Origin of the sequence: Glaciecola siphonariae (genome assembly GCF_042652645.1) — a bacterium.
In the GTDB taxonomy this organism is placed as follows: Bacteria; Pseudomonadota; Gammaproteobacteria; order Enterobacterales; family Alteromonadaceae; genus Glaciecola; species Glaciecola siphonariae.
In genome coordinates, this window is the sequence record NZ_JBHSGU010000002.1 from 1,014,458 (window position 1) to 1,032,619 (window position 18,162).

Annotated in this window: 17 protein-coding genes; 10 read left to right on the forward strand and 7 right to left on the reverse strand. The window is 45.4% G+C overall.

Features of this window, described 5'->3' with window-relative positions; all coding sequences use genetic code 11:
• The first annotated feature begins 145 nt into the window (after positions 1–145).
• The 5 genes from ACFO4O_RS05855 (at position 146) to ACFO4O_RS05875 (ending at position 4,627) form a co-directional block, all read left to right on the forward strand.
• Positions 146–694 carry a pseudouridine synthase gene (locus ACFO4O_RS05855; protein WP_382406430.1) on the forward strand — a complete coding sequence of 183 codons (549 nt, stop codon included), beginning with the start codon at positions 146–148 and terminating at the stop codon, positions 692–694.
• A gap of 143 nt (positions 695–837) precedes the next feature.
• Entirely contained in the window at positions 838–1,986 is a 1,149-nt protein-coding gene (gene mnmA, locus ACFO4O_RS05860; RefSeq protein ID WP_382406432.1) for a tRNA 2-thiouridine(34) synthase MnmA, read from the forward strand.
• Positions 1,986–2,612, forward strand: coding sequence for a high frequency lysogenization protein HflD (hflD, locus tag ACFO4O_RS05865; RefSeq protein WP_382406434.1), 627 nt, complete (start codon positions 1,986–1,988; stop codon positions 2,610–2,612). Before mnmA ends, hflD begins: the two co-directional genes overlap by 1 nt.
• Positions 2,613–2,668: 56 nt before the next feature.
• Positions 2,669–4,063, forward strand: a complete 1,395-nt coding sequence (gene purB, locus ACFO4O_RS05870) for an adenylosuccinate lyase (RefSeq protein ID WP_382406436.1) — start codon at positions 2,669–2,671, stop codon at positions 4,061–4,063.
• On the forward strand, positions 4,064–4,627 hold the full coding sequence (locus ACFO4O_RS05875) for an acyloxyacyl hydrolase (protein ID WP_382406438.1): 564 nt from the start codon (positions 4,064–4,066) through the stop codon (positions 4,625–4,627). It abuts the gene before it with no gap.
• Positions 4,628–4,686: 59 nt separating this feature from the next.
• Here the strand turns inward: ACFO4O_RS05875 and ACFO4O_RS05880 are convergent, their stop codons facing one another.
• Genes ACFO4O_RS05880 through hemA form a run of 6 tightly spaced genes read right to left on the reverse strand, consistent with a single transcriptional unit; the run spans position 4,687 to position 10,444 of the window.
• On the reverse strand, positions 4,687–5,931 hold the full coding sequence (locus ACFO4O_RS05880; RefSeq protein ID WP_382406440.1) for an adenylate/guanylate cyclase domain-containing protein: 1,245 nt from the start codon (positions 5,929–5,931) through the stop codon (positions 4,687–4,689).
• A gap of 58 nt (positions 5,932–5,989) precedes the next feature.
• A complete protein-coding gene (gene kdsA / locus ACFO4O_RS05885; protein ID WP_382406442.1) occupies positions 5,990–6,829 on the reverse strand; it encodes a 3-deoxy-8-phosphooctulonate synthase in 840 nt (279 codons plus the stop codon).
• A gap of 26 nt (positions 6,830–6,855) precedes the next feature.
• Complete coding sequence (locus ACFO4O_RS05890; protein WP_382406444.1) at positions 6,856–7,224, reverse strand: SirB2 family protein; 369 nt, start codon at positions 7,222–7,224, stop codon at positions 6,856–6,858.
• Between the two features lie 42 nt (positions 7,225–7,266).
• Entirely contained in the window at positions 7,267–8,130 is an 864-nt protein-coding gene (prmC, locus tag ACFO4O_RS05895) for a peptide chain release factor N(5)-glutamine methyltransferase (protein WP_382406446.1), read from the reverse strand.
• A gap of 12 nt (positions 8,131–8,142) precedes the next feature.
• On the reverse strand, positions 8,143–9,228 hold the full coding sequence (gene prfA, locus ACFO4O_RS05900; protein ID WP_382406448.1) for a peptide chain release factor 1: 1,086 nt from the start codon (positions 9,226–9,228) through the stop codon (positions 8,143–8,145).
• Between the two features lies 1 nt (position 9,229).
• Positions 9,230–10,444 carry a glutamyl-tRNA reductase gene (gene hemA, locus ACFO4O_RS05905; RefSeq protein ID WP_382408249.1) on the reverse strand — a complete coding sequence of 405 codons (1,215 nt, stop codon included), beginning with the start codon at positions 10,442–10,444 and terminating at the stop codon, positions 9,230–9,232.
• Here hemA and ACFO4O_RS05910 point away from each other — a divergent pair.
• From ACFO4O_RS05910 to ACFO4O_RS05930, 5 genes are all read left to right on the forward strand, one after another.
• Positions 10,368–10,550 carry a hypothetical protein gene (locus tag ACFO4O_RS05910; protein WP_382408329.1) on the forward strand — a complete coding sequence of 61 codons (183 nt, stop codon included), beginning with the start codon at positions 10,368–10,370 and terminating at the stop codon, positions 10,548–10,550. The genes hemA and ACFO4O_RS05910 overlap by 77 nt on opposite strands.
• A 161-nt stretch (positions 10,551–10,711) precedes the next feature.
• A complete protein-coding gene (gene lolB / locus ACFO4O_RS05915) occupies positions 10,712–11,452 on the forward strand; it encodes a lipoprotein insertase outer membrane protein LolB (protein WP_382406450.1) in 741 nt (246 codons plus the stop codon).
• On the forward strand, positions 11,436–12,344 hold the full coding sequence (ispE, locus tag ACFO4O_RS05920) for a 4-(cytidine 5'-diphospho)-2-C-methyl-D-erythritol kinase (protein WP_382406453.1): 909 nt from the start codon (positions 11,436–11,438) through the stop codon (positions 12,342–12,344). The genes lolB and ispE overlap by 17 nt, the downstream gene beginning before the upstream one ends.
• Before the next feature lie 124 nt (positions 12,345–12,468).
• The gene (locus tag ACFO4O_RS05925; protein ID WP_382406455.1) at positions 12,469–13,416 is read left to right on the forward strand and encodes a ribose-phosphate pyrophosphokinase; all 948 of its coding nucleotides are present in this window, start codon (positions 12,469–12,471) and stop codon (positions 13,414–13,416) included.
• Between the two features lie 365 nt (positions 13,417–13,781).
• Positions 13,782–14,186 carry a hypothetical protein gene (locus ACFO4O_RS05930; protein ID WP_382406457.1) on the forward strand — a complete coding sequence of 135 codons (405 nt, stop codon included), beginning with the start codon at positions 13,782–13,784 and terminating at the stop codon, positions 14,184–14,186.
• 124 nt (positions 14,187–14,310) lie between these two features.
• On the opposite strand, the gene ACFO4O_RS05935 is transcribed toward ACFO4O_RS05930, so the two are convergent.
• Positions 14,311–17,802 (reverse strand): PAS domain-containing protein, encoded by a 3,492-nt coding sequence (locus ACFO4O_RS05935; protein WP_382406459.1) that lies wholly within the window; start codon positions 17,800–17,802, stop codon positions 14,311–14,313.
• Positions 17,803–18,162 lie beyond the last annotated feature (360 nt).

Genomic DNA, 18,162 nt, shown 5'->3' on the forward strand with positions numbered 1-18,162 from the left:
CGTTAACGGCGAATGAAGTTAATTCATAATACCCTACTTTTACTACATTTTACTTTTCTTAATGACGATCATACACCTTGTAAAGGTATGCGCTTCTTGTCATCCTTTATGAAGATTCATCGCAAAAATTGATGGCGAACTCACTATGGCCCAAGCAGCACGAAAAATAATCTTGTTTAACAAGCCTCATCTGGTGCAGTGCCAGTTTACCGACGAACACCAGCGCCCTACCCTCAAAGACTATATCAACATTCCAAATGTGTATGCTGCCGGCCGCCTAGACCATGACAGTGAAGGACTGCTTGTACTAACCAACGACGGTGGATTAATTCATCAACTTGCGCATCCAGACAATAAAGTGTCAAAAACATATTGGGTGCAAGTTGAGGGCAAAGTAAGCCCTCAGGCCATTAAGGCGCTAAGTGAAGGAGTCGAGCTCAAAGACGGACTGACCAAACCGGCGAAGGTAAGCTTGATGGCCGAGCCTGTCCTCTGGCCCAGAGTGCCTCCAATTCGTGAGCGTAAACACATCCCAACAACTTGGCTGAGCATCACTATTAGCGAAGGAAAAAACAGGCAAATACGCAGAATGACCGCTCATGTAGGACACCCAACTTTACGACTCATTCGTTACCGCATAGGCAATTGGACAATTGACGGCATCAACAATGGTCACTATCTCGAAGTAGAATAATAAAAACTAGCCGTTCAATTAGCACAGAACCAAGCTCTATCTTAGAACAAAATATTACCCCTTGGCGTACCCTAAAATCGAATCTTTTGCTATACTCCGCGCTCGCTTTGAACCTGTAATAAGCTAGGCACTGTATAACACATATGCACACCACTTCTTCTGAAAACGCACACATCAAAGTCATTGTCGGCATGTCTGGCGGTGTAGACTCATCTGTCTCTGCCTTGCTCTTACAACAGCAGGGTTATCAGGTCGAAGGCCTGTTCATGAAAAACTGGGAAGAAGATGACAACGATGAATACTGCGCCGCCGCTGAAGATTTAGCAGACGCACAAGCGGTTGCCGACAAACTTGGGATAAAGCTGCACACCATTAATTTTGCCGCTGAGTATTGGGATAATGTTTTTGAATACTTTCTCGCTGAATACAAAGCGGGTCGCACACCAAACCCCGATATCATGTGCAACAAAGAAATTAAATTTAAAGCATTTTTAGAATTTGCTGCCGAAGATTTAGGCGCTGACTATATTGCTACAGGCCATTACTGCAGACGACGACTCGTTAACAACAAATGGCAGTTGTTGCGCGGATTAGACGATAATAAAGACCAAAGTTATTTTTTATACACTTTGAGCCATGAGCACATAGCCAAGACGCTGTTCCCGATAGGCGATATCGCCAAGCCTGAGGTACGCAGACTTGCTGAAGCACACGACCTAGTCACCCATGATAAAAAAGACAGTACCGGCATATGCTTTATTGGTGAACGCAAGTTCAAAGATTTTTTGGCCCAATATTTACCCGCGCAGCCCGGCATCATTGAAACCGTAGACGGTGAAGAAATTGGTAAACATGAAGGTTTGATGTATCACACTTTAGGCCAACGCAAGGGTTTGCACATTGGCGGGCATGCCGAGCATGGAGAAGAGCCATGGTATGTAGTTGAAAAGGATATGACTCGCAACGTACTTATTGTGGGGCAAGGCGCCAATCATCCTCGTTTATTTTCAAACGGTTTACTTGCATCACAAATTCACTGGGTAGACCGAAACACACTAAGCGCACCGCTTCGGGCTGTGGTAAAAACACGATATCGTCAGCAAGACATAGACTGCACGATTTATCCGGCGGAACATGGACATTTAAAAGTCGTGTTTGATAGTGCTCAAAAAGCAGTGACGCCTGGACAGTCTGCGGTTTTCTATGTCGAAGAGGTCTGTTTAGGCGGCGCAATTATTGATGCCTACATCACAGACACCACCCAAGCTTTATCTCAGGTAAGCAGCGTATAATGTCACATAATATCCAAGAGAAATTACTCGCACTTGCAGGCGTATGTCAAACTGCCGGCTTAGTGCAAGCCATCGCACGCAAGGGCGAAGCCAATGCAAGCGCGATGGAAGCAAGTATATCAAGCATACTCGTCACCAGTCCGGAGAGCACTCAACAGGTATATGGTGCATTAAACAATCTTCAACTTGGATTCAAAACCCTGTTAGAACAGCTCGACAACGCCAGCAAGAGCAAAGATGCCGAACTCACGCGATACATTGCATCCATTTTATCGCTTGAACGAAAGCTAAATGCAAACAGCGCAGCGCTCAACGAACTGGCACAGCGCGTTTCGCACGTTCAGCGACAGGCTGCGCATCTTGGCTTTGAAAGTAATCAAATTATAAGCTCGCTGGCCAGTATTTATTCCGATGTAGTGAGCCCGCTGGCACCGAAAATTCAAATAGCCGGTAATCCGGAGCACTTGAGCGTTGAAAACAATCAGAAAAAAGTGCGCGCACTCCTGCTGGCAGGGATTCGCTCAGCGGTACTTTGGCGACAGCTAGGCGGTAAGCGTCGGCAAATTTTATTCTCTCGCGGTAAACTCGTGCATGGGGCAAAACAAGCCATACGCATGATGGACTAAGCCATTTAATTTTTACAGATAACGCAAACATAACCTTTTACCTCACAGGAACTAGCATGGAATTATCAGCCTTAACTGCACTCTCCCCCGTCGATGGCCGCTACGGCGACAAAACGAAAGCACTGCGGACCAGCTTCAGTGAGTTCGGGCTCATAAAATGCAGAATAGAGGTTGAAGTGAGGTGGCTGCAAGCCCTTGCGAATGATGCGCAGATAAGCGAAGTGCCAGCATTTTCAGACGCGACTAACGCCCTTTTAAACCGTCTTGTAGATGATTTCTCCCTCGAACATGCTGCTCGCATCAAAGAAATCGAACGCACCACCAATCATGATGTAAAAGCGGTAGAGTATTTCCTAAAAGAACAAACTGCCGACAATAGTGAGCTGTTAGCGGTTAGCGAATTTATTCACTTTGCGTGTACCTCTGAAGATATCAATAACCTTTCTCATGCTCTTATGCTCAAACAGGGCTTAAACGACGTTGTGTTGCCGCAAGCAAAGCAGATTGTTAGCGCAATTGCCGATTTAGCCAAGCGCTATAAGACGCTGCCGATGATGGCGCGTACGCACGGTCAGCCTGCATCCCCAACAACAATGGGCAAAGAGATGGCGAACGTTGCAGCCCGTTTGAGCCGTCAGGTGAATCAAATAAATGCGATTGAGCTGTTGGGCAAAATCAATGGCGCGGTGGGCAACTATAATGCGCACCTAAGTGCTTATCCAAACGTTGATTGGCACGGTTTTGCCAAGCGCTTTGTTGAGAGTCTTGGACTCACCCACAACCCCTACACCACGCAAATTGAGCCACATGATTACATCGCAGAGTTATATGATGCTATCGCGCGTTTTAATACCATTCTTATCGATTTTGATAGAGACGTTTGGGGATATATTGCGCTAGGTCATTTCAAGCAAAAAACGGTCGCTGGAGAAATCGGCTCATCAACAATGCCCCACAAAGTCAACCCAATCGACTTTGAAAACTCTGAAGGTAATTTGGGTATTGCCAATGCGATTTTGCAGCACCTCAGCGCCAAACTGCCGGTGAGCAGATGGCAACGCGATTTAACCGATTCAACCGTATTGCGAAATTTAGGCGTCGGGATAGGCTATTCGTCTATTGCCTATCAAGCGACACTCAAAGGCATCAGCAAGCTAGAGGTTAACGAGCTTAGTTTAGCGAATGAACTCGACGCCAACTGGGAGTTGATGGCAGAGCCCATTCAAACCGTAATGCGTCGGCACGGTATCGAAAAGCCCTACGAAAAGCTCAAAGAGCTGACACGCGGTAAAAAAGTCAACGCCGCAGCGATAGCTGAGTTTATTTCTGCACTCAACATGCCAGAAGAGGCAAAGGCGGCGCTGACCAGCATGACGCCAGCATCCTACATTGGCGATGCGATTGCATTGACCGATGCCCTTTTAGCTGAGCTTGACACACCAGAGTCTTAAATGAAGCATCTTATATCAAGTCTTATATTATCGGTTTCTTTGCTTTGTTTCGCGCACGTCGACAGCGCAATTGCCGGTGAAGTAAGTCTGGGCTATGGTGAGGGAGAATCCAGATGGTTCTTTCCAAACCGAGGCGGACAGCTTAAAACCGAATCAATTCGCTTGACCTATATTCACGATACCGGCTATCAATGGAATTTTTTTGAGACCCACGCCCTAAAGCTTGAACTTGAAGCGGGCATGCACTACTGGCGCGACCCATTTTTAGAAGACGATAAGTACGGAGCAATATTAACGCCCATGTGGCGGTATTATGTGCCAATATATGATCACGCCTTGTACCTAGGCGGCGGAATTGGCATTACATATAATAGCGACGATGAGCTTATTGACCGCAAGCTAGGGTCTCGCTTGCTGTTTGAAGACCGACTGGAGCTTGGCCTTATTCTATTTAAAAAGCATCGCTTATCGGTTAGCGTTAACCATTATTCTAATGCGAACATCGCTGATATCAATCATGGTGTGAATTACTATTTCGTTAACTACGGCTATCGATTTAACTAAAGCCAACAGCTGTCTGCATTTTGCTCTCACGCGATGCCTAGTGATGTATCTTATGAATACTAGGAGGCGAGCGCCATATGATATGTCATTGTCTGCCCCAAACCTTTGAAATTCCACACTGCTGGGGGCGAGAAGAAAAACCTCTCTTGGGCGAGTTCATAGGTACGCTTATCGCAATGAACATGCATCGGTGAGCAGCTTTTTTCAAGACGCGATGCCACCACAACCGACTGTCCCCACACATCAAAACATGGGCGTTTGAGGTTAACCATGCCCGCTGACACTTCACCTGTAGCGACGCCGCAGCGCAGTGCAAGTCCTGTGTCTTTGGTAAAATCTTCAAACATAAGGTGCATCTTCCGAATGAGGCTTAAGGTTCTGCACACGCGTGCCTCGTGTTTGCCCTCTTTCAACTCACATACAAAGATGTATTGATCGCCTTGTGTTTTTATTCTTAATGAGCCCGCCTTTCTTACCACGTCATCAAAGCGCAAAAATAAGTCCCTCACCAATTGGGCGTAAGCATTTGAGCCAACTTCATTCTCATAAGTGCGCGAATTTACAATATCCATGAAAACGACGGTCATCGGCGTTTTATACATCAAGTCTTGCGCACCGCTTTTGCGGCTGCTGTTTCCAATGGCGTTGTTTAAGGAAATAAGCGAGCCGGCGGTGCGTTCTGGGAATACTTTGTAAACTACATTGTCTTGTGACTGGGTAAAATTTTGCGCTTTCTTCCAATTTGAAAGTGTCATGCGGCGCACTATCCACGCGCAGGCAAAACATGACAACCCCAAAATCGCACTGTTTAACATGGTCACAATTGGATAGGCATCGGAAGTGCTAAACACGTGTATATTCAAATGAGTAAAAAGTAAAAATAGTGTGATGTTAAGCGCGCTTATAGCGATAAAGAACTTCGTCTCTCGCTCATTAAACATAAATCCCGTCACAAACAGCGCGATTAAATAAAAATAGTGCAGCCCCATATCGGCCTGCCATAAAAAACCCGCACTCGTCACAAAGCTCAGAAAACTGAACTGGAGCAGCCATTTGCCAATATCAAAGCGCTTGAGTCTAAACAGCACAATACAAAGGCCGAAACTTATAATGTGAGCGACGGTACTGACCACATGAAGGGCAACATTAGCGCTGTTCAAACCATCAAAAAATAAGAGTTTTGCGCACTGCAGAGCCGCAAGCAAGATTAAAACGTAGCTGACTTTGCGCATAACAGCACGACGAGAATACATAAGATGTTCAGTCTTATTAAACGTAAATGTATTCAAGTCTCGGTGAAACATGCGCTATATCGTGTCCTATTTGGGGCTTGCTACCTTCATCACGTCAAGGTGTAAATGTTTATGAAATATTAAGGTCTTCAAAACTTTTCACAAGACTGTCAACTTGCTTCATTTGCGTCAAATACCCTTCTAACTTATTTAATGGCAACGCACATGGACCGTCGCACTTTGCATTATCTGGATCCGGGTGTGACTCTATAAACAAACCTGCAATACCAAGCGCCATGCCGCTTCTTGCTAGCTCTGCTGCTTGTTTTCGTCTGCCGTCTGCTGAATCTGCTCGTCCGCCAGGCTGCTGCAATGCGTGCGTGGCATCGAAGATGACGGGCGCCATTGGTTTCATCAAGTCCATTCCCAACATATCGACTACTAAATTGTTATAGCCAAAACATGAACCGCGTTCACACAGGAGTATTTTTTCGTTACCGCCTTCGGCAAACTTTTTAATAATATGGCGCATCTCATGGGGAGCGAGAAACTGTGGTTTTTTCACATTGATTACAGCATTCGTTTTCGCCATTGCTTCAACTAAGTCGGTTTGGCGCGCCAAAAATGCGGGGAGCTGTATGACATCTGCAATTTCCGCAACCGAAGCGGCTTGATACGGTTCGTGCACATCTGTTATCACCGGGATATTAAAGGTCGCTTTAATTTCTTGAAATATTTTCAAGCCCTCATCAAGGCCAGGACCTCGGTAAGAATATAAAGAGGAGCGATTAGCTTTATCAAAAGATGCCTTAAATACGTAAGGAATATTTAATTTTTGCGTCACCTCAACGTAAGTTTCCGCTATTTTCATAGCAAGGTCTCTCGACTCCAATACATTCATGCCGCCGAACAGGACAAAAGGTTTGTCGTTCGCCACTTCGATGTGTTGCACGTTTACTTGTTTAATCATTTTGCATCACTTCCTTGATTTATAGCTTATGAGAACATCGCGGGACCGGCTAACCCTAGTCTGGCTGTCATATACAACCAAAATAAAGTACTCAGAGCACCAACAATGCGCCACATGTTATTTTTAGCCCAGCGCAAGGTGAAAAAGATAGACAGCACATAAAATATCAGACCGGTGAGCTTAGCGCTTGCCCAGCCATTGACTAAGGGGTAAATAGACGATTGAACGCAGAGCCAAATAATAGTCACAAGGAGCAGAGTATCTGCAATATGCGGAACAATTTTAAGCCACTTTTGCTGAAGTACACTTGACTGACGCAACAGCAGCACGAAACGAATTAAAAAGAATATAAAGGTGAGAATAACTGCAGTTAGGTGCAGGTGTTTAGCAATCATGTACATAGCGTTTCCATTATTTTATTGTTTTAAAACTGTTTTTTAGGCCTTTCGCGCGATGCTGACTCGCTCCAAACCATTGTAGTCCTTTTTGCTCGTGATTTGTACAAAGCCTTTGCTATCCATTAGCTTCCTTACTGCCCGGCCTTGTTCAAAGCCATGCTCGAGTAATAAATATGCATCGCTGTTCATATAATCATGCGCACTATCAATAATTAGTCGAATATCGTCAAGTCCATCTAGACCTGATACCAACGCTGATTCCGGTTCAAAGCGCAAGTCTCCTTGATGTAGGTATTCACTTTGCTGCTCAACGTAAGGCGGATTGCTCACAATTAAATCGAACTTATAATTGTTCAGGGCAGAAAACCAATGACTATGAAAAAACGCTGCGCGAAGATTATTGCGAACTGCGTTTCGCTTAGCTAAAGCCACCGCTTGCCCAACCCTATCAACCCCAATAACTTCCCAGCTAGGCGATTCTTTTGCCAGCGCAAGTGCTATTGCCCCTGTACCGGTGCCTAAATCTAAAACACTCGCGTTTTTTGGCAGCGGTAGGTCAAGAGCCGCCTCAACAAGTGTTTCGGTATCGGCTCGAGGAATAAGCGTGCAGTCTTTCACCTCTAAATTTAAAGACCAAAAATCTTGCTGCCCTGTAATAAAGGCCAGAGGTTTGCCTGCTAAACGCGCTGTCAAACATGATTCAAAGGCACATTGCAGCGTTTCCTCTACAAGCTCATCTGCATGCGCAATTTGCCAGCTGTGCGCATATCCAGATACATGCTCAAACAGTAGTCGCGCCTCAAGTGCTGGCTCACTAAAAGTAAGTTCAGTTTGCGCCGCAAGCCTATTTTGAGCATCTTTTAGCAGCGCCCTTACATTAAGCGTCTTAGCGCCATCGGTCATAAGATTTGTCGCTTAATCGTCTGACAAAGAGGCCAACAAATCGGCCTGATGCTCTTGACGAATAGGATCTGACAAAGCCGCTAGATCGCCGGCAATAACATCGTCTAGCTTATATAAAGTTAAATTGATGCGGTGATCGGTTACCCGGCCTTGCGGGAAGTTGTAAGTGCGGATTCGCTCGCTTCTGTCGCCGCTTCCAACCAAGCTTTTACGCGTGCTTGCCTCCTCGGCAGAACGCTTGTCTTGCTCAATTTGATTCAAACGAGCTTGCAGAACCGACATCGCTTTAGCTCGGTTTTTATGCTGCGAACGTTCATCCTGACACTCTACTACTACGCCGGTAGGAATATGCGTTAAACGGATGGCCGAGTCGGTTTTATTGACGTGTTGCCCGCCAGCGCCTGATGCTCTGAAAGTATCAATTCGTAAATCTGCCGGATTAATTTCAATCGCTTCAGACTCAGGCACCTCAGGCAGCACGGCAACCGTGCATGCAGAGGTGTGAATGCGTCCTTGAGACTCAGTCTCAGGCACACGTTGCACCCTATGACCACCCGATTCAAACTTAAGCACGCCATAGGCACCGTCACCCGACACATTAGCGATAATTTCTTTGTAGCCGCCGTGCTCACCTTCGTTTGCGCTCATAACCTCTACTCGCCAACCTTTTGTTTCGGCAAATCGTGAGTACATACGATAGAGGTCACCGGCAAATATTGCTGCCTCGTCACCACCTGCGCCTGCGCGAATTTCTAAAAAGCAGCTGTTGTCATCATTTGGGTCAGTGGGCAGCAGCAAAATTTGCAAAGATGTTTCAAGGTCTTCTGTCAGCTGCTTGGCTATTTTCAGCTCTTCTTGCGCCATTTCACGCATTTCTGGGTCATTTTCTTGCAGCATTTCAAGAGCAGACGCAATGTCTTTTTCAGCTTCTTGAAACGCACCAAACTGCTTCACCACCTCTTCTAACTGCGAAAACTCCTTTGATAAGGCGCGAAACTTATCTTGATCGCGAATAACACTAGCCTCGCCAAGCAAGGCCTGAACTTCTTCAAAGCGCTCAACCAAGGATTCGAGTTTATGGACAACTGACTGTTTCATTTCATTCCTGTTTAGTAGTAGGCGCGGCATTTAAATTAAACGCGTCTGCCAACAAGTTTAAGCTCGGTGCATCTTGCTCTTGAATCGCTGATTGCAGGGCTTTAGTGGGGCCATGCATCATCTGCTGACTCAGTTTATAGCTAAGCTCTTGCAACACTGTTTGTGCATCATCACCACTTGCAATCCGCGCCATAGCTTTTTGAGTAAGCGTATCTCGAAGCTGCTGAGCTTGCTCGCGATAGGTTTTAATTAAATCTATATGCATGGACTGCTGTAGCCATACATCAAAATCTTGCACGCGATGCTTAATCAACGCAGCCGCCTGCTGTGCGGCTTGTTCTCTGTTAGCAAGGTTTTGGTCGATAATATCCTGTAAGTCATCCACCGTATATAAGTAAGCATCGTCCAAATCTGAGACTTCGCTCTCGATGTCGCGAGGCACGGCTAAATCAAGCAGTAGCATCGGTTTATGTTTTCGCGCCTTCAGTGCAGATTCCACCATCCCTTTACCAATTAAAGGTAAGGCGCTGGCAGTTGAACTTATCACCACGTCAGCATGCGCTAAATGAGCAGGTATTTGACTAATCGTAATGGATTGACCGTTAAAACGTTCGGCTAACGCCTGCGCATTTTTAAGCGTGCGGTTGGCTACCGTGATAGATTTTGCGTTCGCATCTTGCAGGTGCTTTGCGACTAATTCAATAGTTTCACCTGCCCCTACCAATAAGATATGGCTTTTATCAATGGCTGAAAATATTTGTTTGGTCAACTTTACTGCCGCATAAGCTACCGACACAGCGCTCGCACCAATATCCGTTTGACTTCTCACTTGCTTGGCAACAGCGAAGGTGGTTTGAAAAAGCTTTTCAAAATGCGAGTTAATCGTGCCGGCGCGTTTAGCTTCGGTATAAGACTGTTTAACCTGACCCAAAATTTGAGGCTCACCGAGAATAAGCGAATCAAGCCCTGCGGCTACTCTCATTAAATGCTCAACAGCGGCTATTTCGTCATGCTGATAAATATGCGCCGCGATATCGTCTTTATTAATGCCGTGAACATCTGCTAACCACGCAATAACCTCTTGCTGAGTCATTTCAGAGGTATTCACATATAGCTCTGTGCGGTTGCAAGTGGATAAAATGACCAACTCGTTATTGTTGCTGGTTTTACGAAAAGCAGACAGACTTTCTACCAATTTATCTGGCGTAAAAGCCACTCTCTCTCGAAGCGCAACGGGCGCCGAGTGGTGGTTTAAACCTATGGTAAAAAAGGGCATTAAGTTTTTGTCGTTCTTGCGCTTACGTAAAGACAGCGCATTGTAGTAAAATCCCCCATTAATTAAAAGGATAAGTACGTAAATTCGAGCAATGATGCTGTCAAGTCTCACCGAGGTGGTATATTGTTTCTAGAATATGAGTTGGATAATCATAGCGCCTTATATTTTTATGGGCGCTGATAATGCTAAAAAGGAAACGGCCCAGACGTGACGCTGTATACACAAAGGTTTTTCAGTATTTCAACTAGGCAAGACTCGCGCGCCGAGCATACTGGCCACACTGTTCATAAACGCTGTGGGGTCATGAGGGCCCTGCTGCTCTTGCTAATATATTTTACACTGACTGTGAGCATCACGGGCTGTACACTGCGCCCTGCCGACGTTAGCCAATCACAAGACCCGCAACTTATCGAACAACAAAAGCTCAACAAGCTGAAAAACTGGTCAGTGCGCGGCAAACTTGCTTTTATTAGCGAACGCGAACGCAAAAGCGCATATATTAACTGGCAACAATCAGGCAATGCCTCTGTGATGAATCTAACTAGCGTGGTCGGCACCAATATCGCTAGCTTAGATTATGACGGCAAGCTTGCATCACTGCGCGCAGACGGTCAACTGTGGCAAGACCAATCGCCATCGGCGCTGATTTATCGGACCACCGGTTGGGACGTGCCGGTAGAATTTTTATCTGATTGGATGAAAGGTGCTGTGGCATCATCCCTTGTTACCGAACGCTTTGAAAATGGTTTAGTCAAGCGCGTGGTGACAAAGTGCGATGCTTGTCTGCCATGGACCATCAACTACACTCGATATGGAGAGTTTACGCTAGACGGCGATATTTATACCCTGCCTATTTCGATGCGACTCACCCAAAACCAAGCACAAATACAGACAAGCTTGGTACTGAGAATAGACAATTGGACACACATAGATGCCCCCAATGATTGAGGCTTTGGTAAATCCTCCCTTTAATAGTAGAGAGATTACGTGGCTTCCAAGCCCAGCAAAAATAAACCTATTTCTGCATATATGCGGCCGTTTACCGAGTGGATACCATCAATTGCAGAGTGTATTTCAGTTGCTGGATTACGGCGATAAAATTGGATTTCGGCTAAATCCTAATTCTGAGCGGGTCAAGCTTTATGACAACATAGACGGTGTGTCAGAAAAAGACAATCTCATATCAAAGGCAGCAAAAGCGCTTTTAGCGCATCGACAAAATCATCAAGGCATTGATATATTTGTTCAAAAATCACTGCCTATGGGAGGAGGCATCGGGGGCGGCTCCTCAAATGCGGCAACCGTTTTGCTTACGCTCAACTACTTATGGCAATGTGACTTAAGCCTTCAGGAACTTGCACACATTGGCCTAGAGCTTGGCGCAGATGTTCCCGTTTTTGTTCATGGCAGGAGCGCCTTTGCCGAAGGTGTTGGCGAGCGTTTAGCGGCCATCGAACTAGAGCCACAATATTATTTGGTGGCTACACCGAATGTGCATGTTTCTACCGCCGACATTTTTGCCCACAAGGACCTGCCTCGCGATAGCGCTCCTATATCAGCGCAGCAGTATAGCTTTGCCACAACTCGCAACGATTGCGAATTATTAGTCACGACATTGCATTCTCAAGTTGCAAATTTATTACAGTGGTTGATACACTACGCTCCGTCGAGAATGACAGGTACGGGCGCAAGCGTCTTTGCGATTTTTAACAGTAAAGAGCAAGCTTCAAAGGTACTGCAGCAACTGCCGATTGATGTAAAAGGATTTGTGGCAGAGGGCGTAAATGTCTCGCCCCTCCATCAGTTTTTTAAAGAAAACGGCATTAAAATCAAAGCCTAGCTTTGTATGCACCACCTAACCGTATTACTAAGGCATGTATAAAAAGGGCTTTGCGCTTATACTTGTCTGAGTAAATCCGTTCTTGCCGTCCGCCATCGCCTAAAATTGCACCGAGGAAAGTCTTGTGCCAGATATGAAGCTATTTACAGGAAACGCTGTTCCTGAACTCGCTCAGAAAGTTGCCGACCGATTGTATACCAAACTAGGAAACGCCAGTGTCGGGCGTTTTAGTGACGGAGAAATCTGCGTAGAAATTCATGAAAACGTCCGTGGCTCGGACGTTTTTATTATCCAGTCTACTTGCGCGCCTACCAATGACAATCTAATGGAGCTTATTGTGATGATTGATGCCTTCAGACGTGCGTCTGCCGGCAGGATCACCGCAGTTATCCCCTACTTTGGCTACGCTAGACAAGACCGACGAGTGCGCAGCGCCCGTGTACCCATTACTGCAAAAGTGGTCGCAGACTTTTTATCAAATGTTGGTGTAGACAGAGTGCTGACCATCGATTTGCACGCCGAACAGATTCAAGGCTTCTTTGATGTACCGGTAGATAACGCCTTTGGCACGCCAATACTATTGGATGATATGTTTCAACGCGACTTCAAAGAGCCCGTAGTGGTATCTCCTGACATAGGTGGCGTAGTGCGAGCGCGGGCAACGGCAAAATTACTTAACGATACCGACCTTGCAATCATTGACAAGCGCCGCCCGAAAGCCAACGTAGCACAAGTAATGAACATTATTGGTGATGTCCGTGGCCGTGATTGTATTATTGTTGACGACATGATTGACACCGGCGGCACCCTCGCTAAAGCCGCAGAAGCACTTAAAGCACATGGTGCGAACCGAGTTTATGCTTATGCTACGCATGCGATATTCTCGGGTAATGCAGCAAAAAATTTAGAAGAATCGGTGATAGACGAAATTATAATTACCGACAGTATTCCGCTTAGCGACGAAATGCGAAGGGTGAAAAAGGTTAAGCAACTCACACTGTCTGAAATGCTAGCGGAAACAATCCGCAGGATCAGCAATGAAGAGTCTATTTCGGCCATGTTCGAATATTAACATTTGCTGATGGGCTGCTGCGTCTGCGGCCAGAAAAAACAAATGCGCGTTAGCGTTCACTAAAACCGCCGGTTAGCCCGTTTAGTCAAAAACGGAACTAAGGCGTTTTTTTTGACTCTGAACATTCGCGTGCGAGTTATGTTCGCGTGGGTGTAAGTTCGCGCGGGTTTATGTTCGCGTGACTGTATGTTCGCGCAGTTTTATATTCGCATAATTTTATGTTTGCGTAGTTCTATGTTCGCATAATTGAGCGCACACATCGAAGGTGGTAAGCATCTTTCAAATCAAGGTAAAGTATTCAGGCAAGTACCTGAAGCACTAAAAATCGTGTAGAAACCTCTACTTATTTAACGCAAGGAAGAAACATGTATAGTCCCGCTCGAATCTTAATCACTGGCTGCCTGAGTTTAACGCTGCTAGCGTGTAACGCAGAGCAAACGTCAGCAAATACAAGCGCAGCTGCAAGTTTGAATGCCGCTGAATCTGAGAACGACCATACCGAGGCAAAGCAAATGACACTCACCGGCACCATGATGTATCAAAACCTTGAGGGCGGATTTTATGGCTTTATCGCAAAAGATGGGACTAAATACACCTTAAATAACTTAGGCAAGGAACATAGACGCCACGGCTTAGTGATTCAAATAGAGGCTGAGCCTCTTGAGGGCATGGCGACCATCACGCAGTTTGGCCAGCTATTAAAAGTGAACAAAGTAACCGTATTAGACGAGTCAAACGTGCGCACAGCGCCACAAGACAACGTGATGTAAGAAACCGATAGCCTCAAGTCAAAGACCTAAACGACAGACCCCAGCGAAACACCCGCGCAATAAAAAGGCCGTTACGACGCTATTATGTAGATAGTGTCGTATCGGCCTGTCGCGTTTTCTCTAACTATCTATTGTTATTTAGATGCTCATATACCGCGCGTAGGCTGCGTTGAAGCGCAACTTTTGTTGACGGCCATCGGATAGAGACGTTATCTACCATACCATCGCGACAATCGTTCTCAACGCTTTGCGTCAGTTCAATGAGCGGTGCTGAATTAATCGTCTTCGCCAACTCTACTAGGTTGCTCGAAGCCGCCATTATGCGAGGAATGCTGTTGGTCGCAATAGCCTCTTCAGCCTGTTTGATTTGCTCATCAATGTCTTCTATCAATTGCGTAAGTGACGCAAGAAGCGAACCGACCTGGGGTTGGCTTTGCAAATATAGGCGGATGTCAAACCACAATTCGGGGCGGTCTGGTAGCGGTAGTTTTTCGATGTCAGGTCTAACGGTAGGATCGTTTGTGCTCTCCTGTGCCAAAAGTTGCGCAGCTTGCTCTTCTAACTGCGCTTTTGTCTGACTAAGCTCAAGTGCTGCATTTTCTAATTCTTCAGCCTTAGCGCTTAACTCTTGTTCTTTGTTTATTAATGACTGCTCCAAGGTATCTAATTTCACTTTTAAGAGTTCTTGACTGCTTTGCTCTTTTTCAAGTGACTCTTTGCTTTGTTGATACTGCTGTTCAAGTTCCGCAAGCTGCTGAGCAAGCGCGGCTTGATTTTCCTCAGCGTCTTTAATCAGCGACTGCTCTTTATCCTCTAAGCTTTGTTTTTCTTTGAGCTGCTGTGTAAGGGCTTGCTCTTCTTTTTCTTTTGCGGCAATGCTCTGCTGAAGCGTAGAAATCTCTTGTTGGGCGGCGTCAAATTGTTCTTGCAGTTGCGCTTGTTTTGCAACATTTTGCTGCACTTCGCTTTCCGCCTTTTTGAACGCATTCAGTTGCGCTTCGAGTTCTTGCTTGAGTGATTCATTGCGCTTTTCTGCATTTTCTAATGCGCTTTGTAGCTCATTGCGCTGCTCTTCAATTTGCGCCTGCTCCGTCAGCCAATCATTTTCGCTTTCACTTAAGGCTTCTTTTTGTTTGTCTGCGTCGGCCTTCACAGTCTCAATTTCTTTTTGCAAGGCATCGAGCATTTCGTTGTATTGCCCTTTGTCTTGCTTTTCTTTTTCACTCATCGCTTGAGCATCTTCCAGACGCTTTTCAGAATCGCTCAGTTTAGACATCGTTTGCTCAAGCTCGGCTTTAAGTTGAGCTTGTTCGGCGAGCATATTCTCGTGCTCTTGCTTTGATTTTTTCTCTAGGTCGGCAATCGCATCTTCTAACTTTTTAAGGTCTGCATTCTTGCTCTCCAGAGCTGTTTGGACCTCAGAATCTTTCTCTAAGAGTGCTTGTTGTTCTTGCTTCGCTTTTTCGGTGTCTTGTTTTAAGCTTTCTAGCTGAGCACTAAGCGCATCGGCTGATTCGGTGGCCTGCAAGTAATCAGATTCGAGCCCTGCAATCTGAGCGTTCACTTTCGCAATCTCATCATCTTTCGCTTGGATTTCTTTTTGCATCAAGCCTACTTGCTCTAGCAAACCTTGTAATGCTTCATCTTGAGACTGCTTTTCAGCCGCCAGTGCATTACCTTGTTTCTCGCTTGCCAATAGTTCGTCGCGAGCAGCTTGATAGCTCTCTTCACTCTTTATCAGTTGTTCTGCAATAGTTTGACGCGCCTTTTCAAGTTCTTCAGCTTCGCCCTTAGCACTTTCAAGCTGCGCCATTAAATCGTTGTTCGCCTTTTCAGCGCCCTCTAAAAGCTCGCAACTGGTGTTAAGCTCCTTCTCTAACTCTTCAACGCTTTTCACCGATGTTTCATAATCTTGTTTGAGTTCGGTAAACTCTGTCTGCGTGCTAACCAAGTCTTCTTGCACTTTTGTTAAATCAAGCGTTGTTCTGTTGAGTTCGCTTGTCGTTTCTTCTAATTCAAGCTTTTGTTCGTCTAATAAATGTTGTTTTTCTTCTAATTTGCCGCCAGCAAACTGGAACAGCTTGTTCGCTTGAGTCAATGCCTTATTAACTTTATTTAGCTCTCTGAAATCAGTCCACATACATAAAATAGAGTCAAACGCTTGGTCTTTGTAGATAGGAGCGAAGGTAATTTCACAAGGCACTTCTTGACCTTGCAGTTTGTGCGTCCAAGACATCGATTGCACAGTACCTTTTTGTTTCGTGGCGTTAACCAGCTCAGCCAGCTCATTTGATGCTTGTTCAGATACGTTAAACTGCTCAGAGAAAGGTGTATAGCCAAAGAGTTCTCTCTCATCTTCGCAATTAAAGAAATCACAGGCTGATTGATTAAGCTTGCTAAAACCGTCTTCTGTCAAAATTGCCATTGGCATGGTGCTGTGCTGCAGCAGATTTTCGAACTTATCGCGCTGGAATTGCTCATCGGCACGGTCAATGATCCAAAACAAATACTCTTGTTTTTCTTCATCTATTAAATCAACAGTGAGCTCTCCAGGATAGTTCTTGCCGTCTGCACCTTTGAGTTTCACATGGAAGTCTTTCAATTCACCACGTTTATTCAAGTGTTTCGCAGTTGTGCCTGCTTCTTCAGGGTTACTAAATAGCTTATAGATATTACCTTTTTTCAGCTCTTTTTCAGTGAACTTTAAGCGTTCTGTCATTAAGCGGTTGGCACTTAAAATTTGATGATCTGCATTGATGGTACCAATCGCCACCGGAGAGAGTTCAAGCAACTTTTTAATGTAAGCTTGAGCCTGCGCCAAAGCGCGGCTCAGTTCTTCGCTATTTTCGGCACTTGCTACGCCACTGACATTCTTGCTTTCTTTATCATTCATTTTCGCCGGTGCAGCTTGTTCAGGCTTAGCTTTGCTTGCTTCTTTAACAGCTGCCGCTTGCGGTACAACGGGGGTGGGCGAAGGCGCTTGTTTCGCAACCAACACTTCGTTGTGTTTAACATCTAGACTTTCAAGCGTAAATACACCTTCGCCATTTAAAAAGATAATGCGAGTGGTGGTATCGTCTTGCTCGAAGCTCTCACCAAATTCCACTACCAGTGCTTTGTTATTAGATGTAGACGATGCGCTTTTGCTCGTTGCAACATCGGCTTTAACTGTCTGCCCCGATTTTTTGCTGCCAAGCGCTTTATTAACAGCAGCTTTCCCATCTTTCGTGAAGTTATCTGCAAGTTTGCTGCTGAGCAGTTGAGATTTTTTGTCTTTGTTCAACAAACGAGCAGCCGCTTCGTTAGCGTAGGTAACAACGCCGCTAACATTAACGTGTACCACGCCGGTTTTAATGGCATCGAGCACCCGTTCGTTTTGTTCGCGCTCCTGCTTATTGGCCTGTGCTCTAAGCTCAGCAAAATAGAACTGCACGAGCGGCATGATGAGCAACAGCGTTAGTACACCAAACAAAAAATACAAGAGGGTTGCAATGTGCTCTGGCCCTTGCTCCCTAACGTAATCGCTAAACGCAAAAACGTGATGACTCTGCGTTACCAACACTGCAAGCGTTAGTGCTTTAAACCCAAATCGTTGAAACTTAGAACGAAATTCCATTTATACATCCGTTAAATAATAATGGCTTTACGACAAAAAGAGATGTTAAACAAACCAACTAAACCGCCTATGAGCTGCAATTTAAAAGGCTTTTAACCACATTTGCACACATATCTCTTTACAAACTTGCGCATGAGTATACTTGACTGAGGTTAGAAGGAAAACCACTATGCTGAGATTTTAACCAAGGCCTGATATTAAATGCGATGGCTCTTTGCGCGATGGTCTGATCTGATAGCAGTAACAGCAAATTGAAGTTCTATTTTTGTTCAATATGTATATACTCTTCACGAAAATTTTATCGCGCTGGAATAAAACTGACTCACTGCATTTAGTTTGTAAGTCACTAATCTCAATATA